Origin of the sequence: Arthrobacter silviterrae (assembly GCF_011045165.1) — a bacterium.
GTDB lineage: Bacteria > Actinomycetota > Actinomycetes > Actinomycetales > Micrococcaceae > Specibacter > Specibacter silviterrae.
Window position 1 is genome coordinate 1 of record NZ_JAAKZI010000083.1, and the last position, 1,374, is coordinate 1,374.

A 1,374-nucleotide genomic window follows, 5' to 3' on the forward strand; every position below is an offset into this window, starting at 1 on the left:
GGTGCGTTGCCTGCGTGTGGGGCCGGGGAGGGGTGGGGCTGTTGAGACGTAGCTGTGGCCGGTGGGTGTGGTGACGGTGGTTTGGCTGGTTTCGCCGGTGGTGCTGGTTTCGCTGGTGGTGTTGGTTTGGTTGGTGGTTGTGGTCCAGCCGGGTGCTTCCTTGGCCTGGTTGCAGGCGGTGCAGAGTCCTTGGCCGTTGGCGATGCTGGTTTCCCCGCCGGCGGCCCAGGCTTTGATGTGGTCGTATTCGCGGATGGGTGCGTCGCAGTAGGGTGTGGCGCAGTTTTGGTCGCGCAGGCGCAGGAACTCCTTCATGCCCTCGGGGAAGAGGCGTCCCTTGGAGTCCATGGCGAGCAGGGCGTTGCTTTCTGGATGGGTGAACAGCCGTTTCAGCCACACCCTGGGCGAAAAGGCGGGTCCGCCGCCCGGCGCCTGTCCTGGCACCTGCCCTGGCACCTGCCCGCCGGGCTGTCCGGCGGGCTGTCCGGCCGGTGGTCCGCCGGGAGGGGCCGCGGGTGGGCCGCCGTCTGGGGTGCCGTAGACGAGGGCGCGGGCTGCGGGGGCCGGGATGGGTTCGTGTCCGACGAGGAGGGCGGGGTCGCTGGCGCCGTCGAAGAGGGCGCGGTCGGTCATGACCAGTTCCAGGGCGACGTCGGGCTCGGAGACCGTGGTGCACAACCGGTTTCCGGGCACCCCGGCCCCGGCACCGCCGGCAGTGCCTGCGGTGCCGGCTGTGCTGCCTGGTTCTGGGATGTTGTCGGTTTCGGGGGTGTCGGTGGTGCAGGGGTCGTGGCGGGTGAGGCGGTGCAGGAGGGTGTCGGCCATGAGTTGGCCGGTGCCGCGTTCGTCGCCGGCGGCCTTGGCCGCGTCGGCGATCCTGGTCAGCAGGTGCAGGGCCCGCACGCCCTGGCGCAGGGGGAGCAGGGCGGTGAGCAGGGTCATCCCGTCCGCGGCGGGGCGCAGGGAGACGTAGCGCTCCGATTCGGCCCGGGCGTACCTCTTGGCGACCGCGGCCGGGTCCAGGGCCAGGCCGGCCTTTTTGGCCGCGGCCCCGAGTTCCCGGTTGCCCATGGTCGCGAGCCGGTCCCGGTCGGCGCACACCAGAGCGTCCACGGCGGCCCGGTGCTCCAAGGTCAGGCAGGCGGTCTCGCGGGCCAGGATCCCGGCCCCGTACTCGCTGAGGATTCCGGCGCTGAACGCGGCCATGGCGTGCGGCATCTCCCTAACCACCACCTGGGCGAGGCCGCACAGCTGCCGGCCGCGCGCGGCGGATTCGTGCCGGGCCAGGGCCACCTGTTCGGCCACGCCCTTGCCCAGCTTCTCCCGTACCACCCCGGCCCGGGCCTGGGCCAGGCGCTGCTGGGCCATGAACAG

General features: G+C 72.1%; 1 protein-coding gene. It reads right to left on the reverse strand.

All coding sequences use genetic code 11. The annotated features are described in order from the left end of the window. On the reverse strand, positions 1-1,374 hold a 1,374-nt coding region (locus G6N77_RS19465; RefSeq protein WP_165183823.1), incomplete at both ends, for an HNH endonuclease.